Consider the following 15,058-nt stretch of genomic DNA (forward strand, 5'->3'; position numbering starts at 1 on the left):
ACTAACCATCAGTGGGCGAAGCCGTCGCTGCCGCCCTCGATCACGGACTCGGCGACCAGCGGGTTGACCAGCTGCACATAGGCCGGACTATCGCTGTCGCCCAACAGGATTGCCCGCCCGGCGGGCAACCGGCCAAACCGCTGACCCCGGATCTTGCCGCTGTCCTGCGGATTACCCGCGAGCATCAGCGTGGTTGCCTGCAAGTCGTTGAAGCGGCGCAGCAACGGGTTGGTCATCAGCGCGTGCCCCGACCCGGTGGCGCGTGCCGTGACGATCACCCGCAGCCCCAGATCCGCGGCCTGCGCGAGCTGCCCGATCAGCGGAGTCCACGGCCGCTGCCCGAGGTAGGGACCGCTCATCGCGGGCGCATCCGGCACCTGGTCGACGTCATCGATGATCAGGTAGTGGGTGTGGCCCTCGAAGGTCCAGCGCGCCAGCTCGGCCGGCGACAGTCCCGCGGGCGGGCGGCGTGCATCGATGAGTTGGGACAGGCCCAGCATCGCGGGGATGATCCGGTCGATGTTCGCGGTGTACTCGTTGTCCGGGAACAGCGGTTCGTCGACCAGGTGCAGCCGCCGGTCCAGCACCGTGAAGGCGACCTGGTCGGGCGTGGAGTTCTCGCGAATGGTGCGGATGAGGTGCCGCAATAGGGTGGTCTTCCCAGACTTGCTGTCGCCGAACACCATTAGCAACGGGTTGTCGGTGAAGTCGAGGACGACCGGTGCCAGGTCCTCCTCGCGCTGGCCGATAACCACCCGCTCCGGGCCTCGGTACAGCGCGCCGACGGTCTCGGGCGTCAGGTTGGTCGGCAGCAACCGCACCGGCGGCGCGGCCAGGTCGGGGTAGCGGGCGTTGATCGCGGCCACCTGGTCCAGCTCGGGAGCCGCGAACAGGAAATGCTCCGCGGCCATCGTCAAGCCGCGGCCGGGCTGGTCGTGCGGCACCGCGTCGGCCGGGCGGCGCAGCGCGCCAACCACCCGCACGTTGCTGTCCCGCGCGTCGTGCAGCCTGAGCTCGAGGCGCAGACCCAGCCCGTCCCGCATGGCCAGCGGCACCTCCAGCCAGCTCGGCGTGGTGATGATCACGTGGATGCCGTACGCCAGCCCGACGTTGACCAGTTCGGTCACCTTGGCCAGCAACGGGTTCCGGGTGTTGAACTGGTCGGTGTTGTCGCGGCCGAACGCGTAGAGGTTGTCGATGACCAGGAACACCTCGCCGAAGCCGTCGTCGGGCGCGGAGCCGTGCCTGTCCCGGAACACCTCTCGCCGCTGACGGGACAGCAGCAGCTGCTCCAGTTCGCCGAAGGTGCGGCGGATGCGTTCGGGTTCCAGCGCCGACGCGACGCTGCCGACATGCGCCAGGTCCTCCAGCGCCCGCAACTGCCCGCCGCCGTAGTCAAGGCAATAGAACGTGACGTCGCGCGGCGAGTGCAGGCTCGCGGCCGACATGATGAACGTTTGCAGCGCGGTCGATTTGCCGGACTTGGCTCCGCCGTGGATCACCATGTTCCCGGCCGACGACGTCGCGTCGAACACCAACGGGTCGCGGCGCATCTCGAACGGTTTGTCGATCTCGCCCAGCGGCCAACGCCACTCCCGTTGCGGTATCCCGGCCCGGGCCAGCGCCGCGGTGAGCGGGATGGGTTCGTCGAGCGGCGGCAGCCAAAGCTGTGGCGCCCGCGGCCCGTAGCGTGCCAGCTGTTCGCCGATCGTCGCGATCAGCTTGCGCGGCGGCCCGGTCGTCTCCTCGTCCTCGGCGCCGGAGATCACGGTTGTCTGATCCGGCTCCACCCGCGCCGCGGTGAACAGCTTGGGCTCGGGAACGGACTGCACCACAAGCGCTTTGGCCGTTTGGGGCGGATCGTAAATTCCGTCGACGTAGGTGCTGCGGAATTTGATCGGGGCCGCGCCGGGGGCGGGCACCAGGAAGCCGACGCCCTTGTGCTCCTTGCCCGACTCGATGTGGTAGGCGTCCTCCACGCCGATGATCTGGCGAGAAACGCTGGGACTGGCCACCTTCAAACCGATTCGGTACGAGGTGTTCTTGTCGATGTCCTTGATCTTGCCCACGTCCAGCGTCTGGGACGCGAACAGGATGTGGATGCGGAACGAGCGGCCCTTGCGCGCCACGTAGTCGAACAGCTCCGCGTATTCCGGGTGATCGGCCAGCATGAGGGTGAACTCGTCGGCGACCACGAACAGCGTCGGGATCGGCGGGAGATCTTCGGCGCCCGGCGCGCCAGAATTTCGAGCGTTCTCGTACTCGACCACAGAGTTGAACGCGCTGCCCTGAACCTGGCGGCCGGCCTCGCGCAGCAGTGACTCGCGGCGGGCCACCTCGCCCCGCAGCGTGTCGGCGAACCGGTCGGCCAGCGACTTCTTCTCGGCCATGTTCGAGATCACCGCCACGACCTGCGGGAAGTTGCGGAAACTGTCCGCGCCGGCCTCACCCTTGAAGTCGGCGTAGATGACGATCAGCCGGTCGGCCGAGTGAGTTGTCAACAGCGACAACAGGATCGACATTAGGGTCTGCGACTTCCCGGAGCCGGTCATGCCGATCATCAGGCCGTGCGGGCCCATGCCGCCCTCGGCCTCGTCCTTGAGGTCGAAGAACAGCGGCTCACCCGTCGCGGTGACACCGATCGGCACGCGCAACTCGTCGTCGCGCCGGCGCGGCGCCCACATCGTCGGCACGTCGAGCTGCGACGCGTCCGGGATCCCCAGCAGCGTGGTGAAGGTGGCGCCGCGAGTCGCCGCCGACCGCAACCCGGTGTGGGTTGGGTTCGAATCCCACCGCGACAACTGACGCGCCAAGTGGGCCGCTTCGTCGGTGCTCAGTTGATCGGCGGCGTCGATATAGCGCTGCCAGCCGCCGGTCTGCCAGCGGTCGATGGCTCCGCCCGCCAAGCGCAGGATCGGCTTTTCGGGGTCCGAATACTGTTCGCGGTGCGGCGGCGTGTCCGAGCAGTGCACGACGGTGACTCCCGCCCGGCCCAGGGCCAGCGTCGAGGCGTTCACGTCGAAGTCGGGATCGTCGACGACGATCAGCAGATGGCGCAACGCATCTGCGGGCCCGCCGGTGAAGGCCGGACGATCGACAAGGGCCGGTCCCAGCAGCGAGATCAGCTCGTCGGGTTTGCTCGACAGGTAGCGCGCCGGGCCGACGCCGTCGAGCTCACCGGGAATGTCGACGTGCGGCAACCACTTCAGCCAGGACCAGTCGCGGCCCTCCGGGTCGCGGCTCGCCAGCGCCACCCCGAGCACGGTCGGGTCGTGCCACGTCACGGCCTGAGCGATCCACGCGCGCAAAGCCGCCCGTACCTCGTCGGCCTCACCGAGCACGGTGATCCGCGAGACCTTCGTCAGGTCGATTCCGGTCGGCACGTCGCGAACCGTGCGCTGGGTGTCGAGCAGGCTGCGTAAAGCGCTGTGCGACACCGGTTCCAGATCGATCTCGTCGGCGGTGTCCTTGACCCGCAGCGCAGTGGCCAGCGGCGCCTCGTGCCGGCCGGCCCGCAATACCAGGAAGTCGGCGTCGTGCGGGTCACGCTCCCACTGACGACGCGATCCGGGCACCGTTGAAAGGGCGGTGGGGTCCGGATGGGACCACTGGGCGGCCGCGCGCTGCTCGGCGGCCTGAGTGCGGATGTTGTCCCGCACGACCGACAGGTAGCGCAGGTAGTCGGCCCGTTCGGCGTCGACCTCTTCGGTGCGGTTCTTGTTGCCGGTGCCGCGATACATCGCGGTGGCCGCCAGCAGCAACACGAACGGGAAGAACAGGGTCTGCGGCGAGATCACCCGCATCCCGGTGGCGAACAACGCGACCACCATGCCGACGATCAGCATCACGATCACGACGGGCATCGCGCGCCGCAGCAGCGACGGCGGGATCACCCGGGGCAGCTCGGGCGGCGGCTCGATGCTGATGCTGCCCTTGCGGGTGCTCGGAGGTGCCAGCCTGCGCCGGGCTTCGAAGATCAGTCGGCTCATCGGGGTTCTCCTTCGGCCGACACCGGCCGGCCGGGCCTGCTGTCGGGTGGCAAGCCGTCGTGTGCGAGCAGCGCGTCGGCGCGCGATAGCGTCGGGCCGTTCGCGAACAGCGACAGCATCGACCAGGGGATGGGAATGGCGGGCGCGTTGAGGCCAAGGGCCTCAACGGTTTTGCCGTGTCCGGCGGCTCCGGTCGCGCTGTCGGCCTCGTTGTCGATTCCGTAGCGCACCCCGGTGTCGGAGACCCAGAACAACGCCCCGGTGCCCGGCGACGTCGGGCCGCCGCCCACGGTCTGCGCGAAGTAGCCGGTGCCGGGGGCCAGCGCGACCCGGGTGGCTGTCGTTGGGGAACCGCTACCGACCAGGTCGAGGGTGCGCACCCCATCGGGCACCGGCAATGCCGAGCCGGACAGCAGGCTCAGCGAGCTGGTGGCGGCGCCGGCCGGTTTGCTCCAGTACGCACACGTGACAGGGTTTTTGGACGCGTCGACGAGGGCGATCTGGCGGTCGGGATAGCGCGTGGTGTCCAGCATTCGCGACACCGGGAGCTTGGCCACCTCGTCGGCGCCGAGCCGCGGCGGTTGGTCCAGGCCATAGGAATTGGTGTTGCGCAGGATCGCGGCGAGCACCGGCGAGATCGGCTGCAGGCCGTCGGGCAACACCGCGTAGTACCGCGCCGCCCCCGACGGACTCTGCTCCAGGGCGTACGACACCACGACGGCACCGATCGGGGCGGGCACGCCGAAGTTCGCGGGCGCACCGGCATTCGGGATGCCGGGCGCCGTCAGCGCCGGGGCTTCGGGGATCGCATTGAACAACCCCGCGGCGATGGGCCGCGGCGCGGGCGCGTCGGCGGCTCCCAGACCCAGGGCGTCGGTGACCGCGTGGTTGGCCAGGTCGATCTGGCTGCGCCGGCCGTCCCAGAGCAGCCAGGTGCTGCTGCCCTTGTCGTTGGCGAAGTCGACGAGGACCGCCTGGCCGGATCCAAGCGTCGCCGCTCGAGTGCCCCGGCTGTCAGGGGGGCCCGCCATCACGGTGACGCCAGTGCTGTGGGCGGCGTGTCCGCCTTGGGCGGGCTCGCTGACCGCGTCGCACACGGTCCAGTTCGCGTCGTGCGAGGCGTTCTGCACCATGCGTTCCGGGGCGCCCGGAATGCCGATCAGGTTGCCCCGCGGAAACCGGTCCAGCTCACTGCTTTTCACGGTGGTGGGGTTCACCGGATGGCCGGCGATCAGCCGGGCCGACGTCAGGTTGAGCACCGGGTGCAGCTCGTCACCGACCCGCACATACAGCGCGGCGGTGGAGCGATCGGCAAGGACCGCATTGTTGCCCACCTGCCCGTTGGGCCGGATCAACGAGAACACGAAACAGCCCGCCAGGCCGGTGGCCAGAATCAGGACGCCCATCAGCACCGCGCGCGACTGGGTGCGCAGCGGGTCGACGAGCATCCTGGTGTCGTGCAAGGCAATACCGGAGGCGATGCGGCGCATCACGAAACGCCAGCCGGTCACCTGATGACGGGTGACAAAACCGCGGCGGTAGACGACCTGATCGGGGTTGTCGTTGACCGGGGTTCGCGAGGAGAACGAACGCCGCTCCTCTGGTTGCTCCGGATTCGTCATGCCGGCTCCTGCAGACCGAGCCCTTGCAGCAGCGGCTCAACCGAATTGCGCACGTCCTCGGCGGTGATCGTTATCAGCTCCTCATCGGTGAACTCGCCGGTTTCGGCGTGCTGGGAGTGGTCTAGCCGGAATTCGCGTTCCTCTTCGGACTTTTCGACCACGTTGCGCACGAAGCGGCCGTTGCCTGCGATATCCAGGCCGCGCCGTTCGACGCCGGCCGCGTCAGGTTTCGACGACTCGGCCAGATGCGCGAACAATGCTTCGAGGTCCTGCAGGGCGCCCTGGTCGAACGCGCTGTCGCGCTTGGCGGCCATGAAGTTGGCGATCTCGATCAACTCGGCCGGTTTGTAGGACGGGAAGTCGATGCTGCGGGTGAAGCGCGACCGCAGGCCCTGGTTGGTGTCGAGGAACCGATCCAGGTCGGCGCGGTAGCCGGCGACGATGACCACCAAACGGTCTCGGTCGTTCTCCATCCGCGCCAGCAGAGTATCGATGGCCACCAGGCCGAAGTCGTTCTTGGCACCGGTGGCCACCAGCGCGTAAGCCTCGTCGAGGAACAGCACTCCGTCCAGTGCGCTGTCGATGATCGCGTTGGTCTTGGCTTCGGTCTCTCCGATGTGCTGGCCGATGAGGTCGGCGCGATGCACTTCCTTGATATTTTCCCGCTTCAAAAGGCCTAGGCCGCAATAGATTTTGGCGACAACGCGGGCGATGGTGGTCTTGCCGGTTCCCGGCGGCCCGGTGAAGACCAGGTGGTGGGTGCGCTGCGCGACCTCGAGCCCACGCTGCTTGCGCACCAGCTCCATGGCCACCGCGCTCTTCAATCGGGCCACCTGGTCCTTGACCTTGTCCAAGCCGATGAATTCGTCGAGCTCGCGTTCGGCCTCGTGGAGCAGCACGCGCTTGCGCTCCTGGGCCCCGGGGTCGACGAAATCGCCGGGACTGGGCTCGGTGTCCGGATCCCATGGGTCGGTGCGGGCTTCGATCCGGGCCGCGGTGGTAGTGACGATCCCAAAACTGGTGTCGGACAAGGCGTGTTCGACTTGCTCGTTCTCCGGATGCGCCGCGTACAGATCCTGCAGCACTTCGGCCGCCGACTCCTCGTCGACGTGGGCCCGGAGCACCAGCGCTTTGGCCAGTGCGCCGTCGAGTGCCGCCACCGCGACGGGGCCCTCGGGCTCCTCGAGATACGACAGTGCGGGCGCGAACATGCCCAGCCGGGCCAGCGCGGTGCCCAGGGTGATCTTCGCCGCGTGGGAGAAGGCCTCGTCGAGGTCGGCGTCGTTGACGATCGGCGTCAAGAGCTTGACGACGTCCGACCACCGCTCGGCGCGGTAGTTGACCACCACCGAGACCCAGCGGGCCTCGCGCCAGCTGGGGCGGCGCTCGGTGACGGCCGACACCAACTTGTCGGCGTCGGCGAATTTCCCGGCCTCCGCCAGGGCCGCCGCGTAGGCGAGGGCGAAATCGTCCGGGCCCGTCGCGCGGAACTGCAAATACAGCCCGGTGTCGTAGCGAAAGCCCAATGCCCCGGGCGCCAGTTCGACCTCGCGCTGCAAGACCCCTGCGGTGCTCGTGGTGCGCCACACGGCGTCCAGCACCCGCAGGGACAGGTCGCCGGCGGCGGCCAGCCCCGTCCACGCGTCGCACTGCTCGTGAGCGATCCGGGTCAGCGCCGTGAAGCCCGTACGCGCGGCCACCAGGTCGGCGGGACGCTGCCGTTCATAGATAGAGATGCCAAGCGCCCGGCAGCACGTGGCGAACCGGCTGACGATGTCGCCGTCCACCCTGCCGTCCGGCTGGGAATTGGCGGGCCGAGCCGTCAGCATTCCCGTGTCACCGCGTTCCACGGCAGCTTCCTCGCATTTGTGTAGCCTCCCCTAACCTGACCGCCTGAAGTTAGCATTGCATAAGCTAACTGTCGAGGCTTCTGCGCTCCCTTGCTTCGCCGCACGGCTCGCGGTCCGGGGGCCATTGATCAGGGCATTCGGGACGATCATCGACCCCCCTTCTGGTTGCGGGCTACTAAGCAGGGCAGCTTACTGAAAATGATTTTCATTAGCAAAAATTGCGAGGGCGGGTGTCCGGCGCGGTCATCGCGGCGACTCCTTACCGATCGGGGCGAACCTGACGGCCGCACCGTCGGATGGGGGCGGAGCGGACATGCAGCTAGTGGTCGGCCGGGCGACCGGGAAAGTTCCCGGCCGAGCTCAACCGTCCGTGCAGCGGCGGGAACTCGCTCACAGAAAACGCGCCGACGGGCTCGGCGTATCAAACCCGTGCTCGGACAGGGCTTGCGGCGAATCGCCAAGCATGAAATCGAGGAGTTGCAGCGGTCAGAAAACATAGTCGGACGTTCAGCTCTGATCTTCCTCACCGGGGTCTCGCTGGTCGGGCTTCCAGGTGCCCGGCAGCATGGGTAGTTGCGGCCCGCCGGCGAAGTCGTCGCCGGCCAATGTGGTCAACCCTGCCGCCGGGATCTCGACGTCCTTGCGTGCTGTGCCGGCAAAGCCCAGGGTCCCCGCCCCGCGATCCGATGCCGCCGCAGGCGCGACGAGGTTCTCCGGATCCACAAATGCATCGGGCTCTGCGCCACGATCGGGGTCCAGATCCATGAATTCGTAGCCGCGGTAGTGGTCGTCCATCGTTGCGCGCCGGCGCCGGCGCGCCCTTCGCTCCCCGCGCGCTGACGCGGCGGCGGCCGCGGCGGCCGCCGCGGAATCGGGCTCCGGCGCCTTCCGCCGCGCACTGGTGCTCAGGCCCGTGTCCGTCCCGAGGGTCGGTCCACCGACGAGGTAGGGATAGGCAGCGGCCTCGACACCGGTGATGGGCGGGGGCGGAGGGGGCGCGGGTGCCGGTGCCGAGGTGGGCGCGGGCGCCGGCGCAGACGTCGGGGTGGAGGACGGCGCAGGGGCCGCGGCCGCGGGAGCGCTCACCACCGGGGTGGTGGCGACGACCGGCGCGCTCGGCGCCTGGGGCAGCGGTGCGGGCACCGCGGCGGCGGGGGCGGGGGCCACGTCGGGCTGGATCCCGGCCAGCAGGCCGAAGCTTGCGATGCCTCCCCCAACTGCCGCCGGCACCAAGAAGGGAATCGTCGCAAGCTGGGGGAAGGTCTGCAGGGCCTCGCCGAGGTGCTCGAATTCGTCGGCGATGAGCAACGGAATGTCGCGTAACAAATCGGCTATCGCCTTGGCAGGGTTCTGCGGGAATTCCTCCAAATCCCTTCCAATGGTTTGAAATATCTCGAGGAAGCGATTGACCCACCAGCTCAGCTGGGTCGGGTCGCCGCCGTCATTGTCGATGATTCCGCCGTCATCGCCTCCATCGCCTCCATCGCCGCTGTCGTCGTCGGCGTGCATGATGACCGGCGCCGAATCGGTTTGCGGTGCCGATGCCACCGCCGCGGTCGACACCGCTTGATAGGTGGTCATCGTGGTGGCCGCCTGGACCCACATGCGCGCGTAGTCGGCCTCGTTGACGGCGATCGGGATGGTGTTGATCCCGAAGAAATTGGTTGCCACCAACACCGCATGGACGGCGTGGTTGGCGGCGAGCTCCGGCAGCGTGGGCATCGCGGCCAGGGCCGCGGTGTAGGCGGTGGCCGCGACGTCGTGCTGGGCGGCCGCCGCCGCGCTGTCGGCGCTGGCCCGCGCCAGCCAGGCCAGGTAGGGCGCGTGTGCGGTGACATACCGCTCGGCGCTCGGGCCCTCCCATGCGCCGGACTGGACCGCCGCCAAGACTCCGGTCAGTTCGACTGCCGTTTCGGCATAGGCGGCGCTCAGCGAACTCCACGCGCCACTGGCCGCCAACAGGGCGCCGGGCCCCGGGCCGCTGCTCAGCAACGTGGAATGAACCTCCGGTGGTAGTGCCATCCAAACCGGCGCGGTCATTCGCGGCCTCCCGGAACGCTCGGGGTGAGATCAACGGCCGCCTGGGCTGATAGGCGGCGCACGCATCACGCCGCTAGTAGTCGGCGGGCGGCCCGGGAAAGTTCCCGGGCGCGGCCGATTCATCGGAGATTCTTTGGCGCGGCCTCAGGCCTTGATGGCACTCACCAGGGTGTTGCGGGCGATCATCGGGCCGGATTCGGTGTCTGGCTCGGGCACCGGCCTGCCGACTTCGCGCAGATAGTCGGCCAGCGGCGTGCCGACCGCGGTCCAGCCCCGCCCGCCGAACCATTCGTCGGCCGGCGCGCACCGCTCGTTGTAGACCAACCGGAAAAACAGGCGCTGGTCGCCCTCGGCGGCGGCGGCACGTTCCTCGTCGACCGCGGCCTTGAACTCGTCGGGCGGCAGCGGCGCCCCGTCCTCGACCGCGACGTGGCTGCCGTGGCCGGCCAGGCCGTCGACGCCGGCGAACAGCTGCTCCTGCGCGTCGGCGGGGAGATAGATCAGCAGGCCCTCGGCAATCCACGCCGACGGCTTCGCCGCATCAAAGCCGCTGGCCCGCAACGCTTGTGACCAGTCCTCACGCAGATCGACCGCGACCTCCCGGCGCTCGGCGCGCGGCTGCAGGCCGTGGCTGGCCAGCACCTCACGCTTGAAATCGAGGACCTCGGGCCGGTCCAGCTCGAAGATCGTCGTTCCGGCCGGCCAGTCCAGCCGGTAGGCGCGGGAATCCAGTCCCGCGGCCAGGATGACGATCTGCCGCACGCCGGCGTCGGCGGCCCGCCGGAAATATTCGTCGAAGTACCTTGTGCGAGCGCCCTGGAAGTCGACGAAATGCCGGCCGAACTCCGCGGTCTTCAGCGGATGGTCGGGTGCCTTGCCGTCGAGAACGTCGGCCGCGGGGCCCCCGACGGCGCGGCAAAACAACTCGGCATATTCGTCGACCGCCAGCGGCTCGGGCTTCTGTGCCTCGAGCGCCCGCGCGGTCGCCACGAACAACGCCGTCGACCCGACACTTGTTGTGATATCCCAACTATCGCCTTCGCTGCGCACCCAACCGACACTACGCCGACGGGTCGTGGCGCCCGCTCTCTTCGCTCCGGCGCGGGTCCCAGCTGCCCGGCAGCATCGGCATCTTCGGGCCGCCGTCGAATTCGTCACCGGCCAGTGTGGTCAAGCCCGCCGCCTCGGCGACCGATCGCTTGGGCGCGGTGCCGGCGAACCCCAGATTGCCGGCGCCCCGTTCCGACGCCTCGGTCGGCGGCGACGCGTCCCAGTCCGGGTCGACGTCGATGTTCATGTCCATGAACTCGTCGCCGTAGCCACGCTGTCGCGACCGCTGCCGCCGCCGCGCCCGCGCCGCCTCGCGTGCCGCGCTCGCGGCGGCCAATGCGGCGGCATCGGGCTCCGAAGCCTTCTTCTTGGCGCCGGAGCTGGCGCTGGCACCGATTCCCGTGCCGAGTCCGATGCGGGGAGGCCCCACCACGTACGGGGGCACGAAAGCCGTCCCTGTCGCTACCGGCGGCGCCGCCGGTGGCGCGGCGCTGGCCACCGTGCTCGCCGTGGGAGCGGGCGCGGGCGCCGCCACCGAGGCGGGCGCCGCGGCTGGAGCGGTCACGGGGCTCGATCCGAGCACCGGCACCAAAGGCGGCGCGGCCGCGACGGGCGGTGGTGCGACCGCGGGCGCGGGCAGTGCGGCGAGCCCGGCCAAACCCGCGAAACCGCCTACGGCCCCGAAGGGTGCCGCCACGACGAGGGCGGGGACCACCAGCAATTCCGGCTGGGTGCCCAGGAAGCTGGCGATCTGCGCGAGATGGGTCGGCCAGTCGAACGTCTCCAGGGCGACGAGGTACTGAAAGGCCAGCGCCGGATTCGTCTGGAGGTAGACGAAAAACTGTTGAAAGTCCTCAAAGAGTTCGAGGGCGCGGACGACCCAGTAGATCGGTTCTCCCGGATTCGTGTACTCGTCGTAGGGAATGCCATTCACCATCGCGTGGGCGGGGTCCCAGTTGATGCCGAAGTTCTTCAGGATGTTGGCGATGAAGTCGTCCAGCGGGTTGTCGACGGTGGGGTCGGGGAAGGGGTTCTCGTCCGCCGAGTCTTGGGGCGAGGCATCGCTTTTCGTGATCTGCGGCGCGGGCGCGCTTTGCGGCGTCGAGGCCAGCGCCGCGGTGGACACTGCTTGGTAGGTCGTCATCGTGGTAGCGGCCTGCACCCACATCCGCGCATAGTCGGCCTCGTTGAGGGCGATGGGGATGGTGTTGATCCCAAAGAAGTTGGTAGCGACCAAGATTCCGTGGACGACGTGATTGGCGGCGAGTTCGGTTAGGGTCGGCATGGCCGCCAGCGCGGCGGTGTAGGCCGTGGCCGCGGTCTCGTGGTTGGCGGCCGTCTGCGCGCTGTTCGCGCCGGCCTGGGTCAGCCACGCCAGGTACGGGGCGTGCGCGGCCACATAGGACTCGGCGCTCGGCCCGTCCCATGCGCCGGCCTGCACGGCGGCCAAGAGCGTACTGAGTTCCTGTGCCGCAGAAGCGTATTCGGCACTCAGCGAGTCCCACGCCCCCGCGGCCGCCAGCAGCGCCCCGGGACCGGGGCCACCGCTCAGCAGGGCGGAGTGCACCTCGGGCGGTATGGCCATCCAAATCGGCGCGGTCACGGCCACCCCTCGGGCTGGAGAGTTTTACCTGACCGACCGGAGCTTAATGAAAATGATTGTCGTTATCAAGTCACGAGGTACGCGCCGGGACGCTAGACCAAGGGGCGCCCCGTCCTGATTCGGCGGTCGACGTCCCACAGCAGGACGTTGAACGGGAACCGCCGAACGAACCGCGGCAACAGCCGGTTCACCGTGCGCAAGACCGCCATCAGGCGGTCGAATCGGCGCTGCCTGGCGGCATCCCACGGCAACCGCATCTCGTCGCGAAACCGCTGCGGCAAGAAACCCGTCGTGATCAGCAACGAGAAGTTGTCCGACATGCGTTGCAGCGGGCCCGGCAGCGCCACTCCCCGCACGCGGCCCGCCGCGATCGGATACAGGTAGTCGCGCACGGCGTCGTCGATGTGCACCTTGGCCAGCGACTCCTGCCAGTACCGGTCGAAGGCGGCGCGATCCGGCGGCCACATCTCCGGCGGCACCTGCAACGTGGTGGCCAGCGACATGCCCTCGCGGTAGTGGCGGTCGGCATCCTCGTCGTCCAGCTCACCGATGAAGATGCGGTAGATGTCGACCCCGCCCTTGTACAGACAGGCACCCACCCACAACTGCAAGTCCACGTCGAAAGCGTTGTATTGCACCGGGCTTTCGGGCGTGGAGTAAACCTCCGCGTGGGCCCGGTTCACCGCGCGGCGAAAGGCTTCCTTCTGCGCATCGCTGCCGGCGGTGGCCACCGCGAGGTAGGTGAAGGTGGTGCGCGCCCGTTTGATGGGATGCAGATCGACCCGGCCACTCTCGACGCGACTCTCCAGCACGCCGTAGCCGACGCCGGGTCGCGCCAGTTGCATGATCACGTTCGCCGGGCCGGCCAGCAGTGCCACGCCCATCAAACCCTCGTCGATCCCCAGCGACCGGACGCGTCGCCGCTGCGGCCGGGGCGGATCGGCGATCGCGCGCTCGACGTGCCGCTGGTGGACATGCATTGCCAAGGTGGACCTCCCGCGGCCGCCGCCGAGCTAAATGTGAGAACGTCTGTTTCCTGATATTGTCCCCACGCCGCTCCGCTGTCAAGATGGTCCTCATGAGCGAGAGCGCGCGGCCCTACCGCGGGGTGAAGGCCGCCGAACGGCTCGCGGCTCGCCGTGGCCGGCTATTGGCCGCCGGCCTGGACCTGCTGGGGGCAGAACGGCAGGACGTCTCGGCCCTGACGGTCCGCGGTGTGTGCCGCCGGGCGGGCCTGGCCGCCCGGTACTTCTACGAAAGCTTTACGGACAAGGATGAATTCGTCGGCGGCGTCTTCGATTGGGTCGTCGCCGATCTGGCCGCCACCACGCAGGCCGCAGTCGCGGCGGTGCCCGTGCACGAGCAGACGCGAGCGGGGATGGCCAACATTGTGCGGACCATCGCCGGTGATGCCCGCATCGGGCGCCTGCTGTTCAGCACCCAGCTCGCCGATCCGGTGATCGTGCGCAAGCGCGCCGAGTCCACCGCGCTGTTCGCCATGCTCTCCGGCCAGCATGCGGGCGAGGCGCTGCGGATGCCGGCAAACGACCGCATCAAGGCGGGGGCGCACTTCGCGGTCGGCGGCGTCGGCCAGACGATCAGCGCGTGGCTGGCCGGCGACGTCCAGCTCGAACCGGACCGCCTGGTCGATCAGCTCGCCTCGCTGCTCGACCGGCTCGCCGACCCAAACCTGTACGGCCTCACGGAAACAGCGGCAACTGCCACAGCCGCATCCCGGGCTTCAGCAGCCAAAAGCGCATCATCGTAAGCCGCACGACCCGAAGCGCGCCGGTGATCAGCAGGATCGCCACCGGCACCTCGATCCCCAGCGCCGTGATCACCGACAGCCGCAGGTCGTTGGGTCCCGCGGTCAGCAGGTCGAACCATGCGTCGCAGATCAGCAGCACTCCGGCGGTAAACGCGGCAAGCACCAGCAGCTGGCGTCGCAGGTATCCCAACACGGCCGTTGCCGCCATGAACACAACGAGCAAAATATCGAAACCCACCCAGGTGACCGGCCAGTTGTGCGCGACGTAGTTCTCCGGCAACGTCGCCGACAGGTACACAAGCCAGGGGATCATGGCGATCGAGCCACCGATCATGACGCCCAACCGAATACGCCGAATCCGGCTGATCAGGTCCGGGTCAATCAACTCGCTCAGTGGCTGCTCGAGCCGGGAGATCAGCTCCCGCCGCTGCGCGGGCGTCAACTCCGCGATCTGCTCGTCGGTCAGAACCCCGTCGGTCATCATTGCCATCCCCCGGGTTACGCACGGTCTTGCCAGTCAGCGTACGGCCTCGACCCGAGGTCGCCGGTCGGCCGCCGTCTTCGGCACCGCCTGGGCGTCACCGTCGGTGAATTCCTTTACCCAGCAAGCGAATTCCAGCGTGATGCCGTCGGGGTCCTGAAAGTAGAATGAGCGCACGTACACGCCGGGATGCACCGTCGCCGACACCTGCATCTCGCTCTCGTCGTGGTTGAGCACCGGGCCCACGCGCACACCCTTTTCCTTGAGCCGCTGCCGGTAGGCGTCGAACTTCTCGGCCGGTACATGAAACGCCAGGTGGTTCATGGTGCTCACGGCGCTGGTGATGTCACCGATGCCCGGGATGGCGCCGGGCGACGAGATGCCGGGCACCCGGTCGGCCGCGTCGGCGAACCAGAAAAAGGCGACGCAGTCGCCGTTTCCGGCGTCGAAGAAGAAGTGCTGCCCCTGACCACCCGGCAGATCGAGCGATTTGATCAGCGGCATGCCGAGGATGTTGCTGTAGAAGTCCACGGTGCGCGCCATGTCCGAGCACACCAGCGCGACGTGATTGATCCCGCCGAGCTCGAATTCCGTGTTGGTGTTGTGCGGCTTGATCATCTTGCGGCTCCCATCGGTGTGCAGGCCCTGGCCAAGA

At 68.5% G+C, this 15,058-nt stretch carries 10 protein-coding genes; 1 reads left to right on the forward strand and 9 read right to left on the reverse strand.

Annotated elements, in window-relative coordinates; all coding sequences use genetic code 11:
• Positions 1-8: 8 nt before the first annotated feature.
• The 7 genes from eccCa to ACQI5H_RS16830 all read right to left on the reverse strand — a co-directional run bounded on the left by eccCa (position 9) and on the right by ACQI5H_RS16830 (position 13,134).
• Positions 9-3,989 carry a type VII secretion protein EccCa gene (eccCa, locus tag ACQI5H_RS16800; protein WP_427080466.1) on the reverse strand — a complete coding sequence of 1,327 codons (3,981 nt, stop codon included), beginning with the start codon at positions 3,987-3,989 and terminating at the stop codon, positions 9-11.
• The gene (gene eccB, locus ACQI5H_RS16805; protein WP_427080467.1) at positions 3,986-5,611 is read right to left on the reverse strand and encodes a type VII secretion protein EccB; all 1,626 of its coding nucleotides are present in this window, start codon (positions 5,609-5,611) and stop codon (positions 3,986-3,988) included. Before eccB ends, eccCa begins: the two co-directional genes overlap by 4 nt.
• Positions 5,608-7,461 carry a type VII secretion AAA-ATPase EccA gene (eccA, locus tag ACQI5H_RS16810; RefSeq protein WP_427080468.1) on the reverse strand — a complete coding sequence of 618 codons (1,854 nt, stop codon included), beginning with the start codon at positions 7,459-7,461 and terminating at the stop codon, positions 5,608-5,610. Before eccA ends, eccB begins: the two co-directional genes overlap by 4 nt.
• 507 nt (positions 7,462-7,968) lie before the next feature.
• Complete coding sequence (locus ACQI5H_RS16815; RefSeq protein WP_427080469.1) at positions 7,969-9,501, reverse strand: PPE family protein; 1,533 nt, start codon at positions 9,499-9,501, stop codon at positions 7,969-7,971.
• Between the two features lie 144 nt (positions 9,502-9,645).
• Entirely contained in the window at positions 9,646-10,551 is a 906-nt protein-coding gene (locus tag ACQI5H_RS16820) for a class I SAM-dependent methyltransferase (RefSeq protein ID WP_427080470.1), read from the reverse strand.
• Positions 10,552-10,561: 10 nt separating this feature from the next.
• The gene (locus tag ACQI5H_RS16825; RefSeq protein WP_427080471.1) at positions 10,562-12,154 is read right to left on the reverse strand and encodes a PPE family protein; all 1,593 of its coding nucleotides are present in this window, start codon (positions 12,152-12,154) and stop codon (positions 10,562-10,564) included.
• Between the two features lie 92 nt (positions 12,155-12,246).
• Positions 12,247-13,134, reverse strand: a complete 888-nt coding sequence (locus ACQI5H_RS16830) for an oxygenase MpaB family protein (protein WP_427080472.1) — start codon at positions 13,132-13,134, stop codon at positions 12,247-12,249.
• Positions 13,135-13,232: 98 nt separating this feature from the next.
• Here ACQI5H_RS16830 and ACQI5H_RS16835 point away from each other — a divergent pair, with 98 nt between their 5' ends.
• Positions 13,233-13,922: a TetR/AcrR family transcriptional regulator gene (locus tag ACQI5H_RS16835; protein WP_427080473.1), complete on the forward strand. Its 690-nt coding sequence runs from the start codon at positions 13,233-13,235 to the stop codon at positions 13,920-13,922.
• On the opposite strand, the gene ACQI5H_RS16840 is transcribed toward ACQI5H_RS16835, so the two are convergent.
• The gene (locus ACQI5H_RS16840; RefSeq protein WP_427080474.1) at positions 13,855-14,403 is read right to left on the reverse strand and encodes a hypothetical protein; all 549 of its coding nucleotides are present in this window, start codon (positions 14,401-14,403) and stop codon (positions 13,855-13,857) included. The genes ACQI5H_RS16835 and ACQI5H_RS16840 overlap by 68 nt on opposite strands.
• Before the next feature lie 36 nt (positions 14,404-14,439).
• Complete coding sequence (locus ACQI5H_RS16845; protein WP_427080548.1) at positions 14,440-15,021, reverse strand: VOC family protein; 582 nt, start codon at positions 15,019-15,021, stop codon at positions 14,440-14,442.
• Positions 15,022-15,058: the final 37 nt, after the last annotated feature.

The sequence above is a fragment of the Mycobacterium heidelbergense genome, assembly GCF_050205645.1.
In the GTDB taxonomy this organism is placed as follows: domain Bacteria; phylum Actinomycetota; class Actinomycetes; order Mycobacteriales; family Mycobacteriaceae; genus Mycobacterium; species Mycobacterium heidelbergense_A.

Excerpts from the sequence above, each read along its gene's own strand:
- ACQI5H_RS16845 (WP_427080548.1), bottom strand. The coding sequence starts at position 15,021 with ATGATCAAGCCGCACAACACCAACACGGAATTCGAGCTCGGCGGGATC.
- ACQI5H_RS16835 (WP_427080473.1), top strand. The coding sequence starts at position 13,233 with ATGAGCGAGAGCGCGCGGCCCTACCGCGGGGTGAAGGCCGCCGAACGG.
- eccCa (WP_427080466.1), bottom strand. The coding sequence starts at position 3,989 with ATGAGCCGACTGATCTTCGAAGCCCGGCGCAGGCTGGCACCTCCGAGC.
- ACQI5H_RS16830 (WP_427080472.1), bottom strand. The coding sequence starts at position 13,134 with ATGCATGTCCACCAGCGGCACGTCGAGCGCGCGATCGCCGATCCGCCC.
- eccB (WP_427080467.1), bottom strand. The coding sequence starts at position 5,611 with ATGACGAATCCGGAGCAACCAGAGGAGCGGCGTTCGTTCTCCTCGCGA.
- ACQI5H_RS16840 (WP_427080474.1), bottom strand. The coding sequence starts at position 14,403 with ATGACCGACGGGGTTCTGACCGACGAGCAGATCGCGGAGTTGACGCCC.
- ACQI5H_RS16815 (WP_427080469.1), bottom strand. The coding sequence starts at position 9,501 with ATGACCGCGCCGGTTTGGATGGCACTACCACCGGAGGTTCATTCCACG.